Genomic DNA, 1,219 nt, shown 5'->3' with positions numbered 1-1,219 from the left:
TGTTATGTCCATGAGGTTTTTGGACTTGGAGTCCAGCTACTTTTTGGACTCGGAGTCTAGGGACTTTGTGGACGCGGAGTCTCCCCGCTTTTTGGACGGGGAGTCCACGGAGTTTTTGTACTGGTGCTAGCTTGGCTTCTTCCGGCGGCTTGGCCGTGGCCCAGAGAGGTTGGGTTTTAGCTCTGGGGGTTGTCGGTGCCACATGCCGACAACGTGGTTTATGTTGATTTGACCGCCGGGTGGACGCTGATTCAGTTGGATTGGTAGCGGAAATGAAAACAGTTTCTCACCGTCGTGATCAGTAAAAAATTCCACATAGTCATCGGCTACGCTGCTGTAGATGGCTCGATTTTTGAAGCGCAGCCCGACGTAGAGGCCGTGTCCCATGACGCGTACCACCCCGCTTTTGTTGATCCACAGCTTGTCCGGGATAGGCCAGAGTGCATTTACACCGGTAGAGCTTGGCATTACGGTTGAGGAATCGGCATGGGGTGTATCTTGCTGGATCGCCTGAGTGTCGTTACTTGGTGCCCTGTCTGAAGCTGCAACTTCAGGCAGGGCATTATCTGTTGCGACCACTGTGTCGGCTGCTAAGGCATCTGCCTGGTTGTCGGGGTGAATCCGGTGATATTGTTTCGCGATTTTTGTCCATAAAAAATCTGGGTCAATCGGCTGCGTCGGTGGCTGGGCATGCGAGATAATCTCCCAGGCTTGGGCTGGGGTGATGTGCATCTTGCCCCTGAGAAGTCCTTGGTGGCGACGGCGTGTGTTGTAGAAGTTGCGGTAGTCGACAATCAGCTGTTGGACCTGCGCCAGCGTCGTCGGGGTACGAGCATCCAAAAACCTGGTCATGGTTTGGTGCGATCGCTCGTCTTTGCCTTGCGTCGTGGGAGCAAAGCCCGCACTTGATTGAACTCCCAGGCTGGCGAGCCAGCGTTCGGTTTGCGACAGTCGGCCGCGATGGTAGGTGGCAAAGGCATCACCGTTGTCAGAGAGGACTTCTTGGGGAAGTCCGTAAGCATCAATGGCTCCACTTAGCGTGATGCGGGCATCGGTGCCGTTTTCTGGAGTTCCAAAAGCTTGGGAGCCGACGTCGAAGCGGCTGGCATCGTCGACGACTTGGTAGATAGTCACTTGCGTGTGAGCCACATCGAAGAGTCTGTAGGCAAACGCATCGATCTGCCACAGTTCATTGACTTCGCCCCTGGCAAAGTGCCTG

Annotated in this window: 1 protein-coding gene; it reads right to left on the bottom strand. The window is 55.0% G+C overall.

The window, feature by feature from the left end; all coding sequences use genetic code 11:
- Positions 1-126: 126 nt before the first annotated feature.
- Positions 127-1,219 (bottom strand): DDE-type integrase/transposase/recombinase (locus ABRP87_RS11200; protein ID WP_349868851.1); only part of this gene is annotated, 1,093 nt, incomplete at its 5' end.

Source organism: Corynebacterium sp. KPL2830 (assembly GCF_040225635.1).
Classification (GTDB): domain Bacteria; phylum Actinomycetota; class Actinomycetes; order Mycobacteriales; family Mycobacteriaceae; genus Corynebacterium.
The sequence above is the reverse complement of the archived record's forward strand: the minus strand, read 5'-3'. Positions and strand labels throughout refer to the sequence as shown.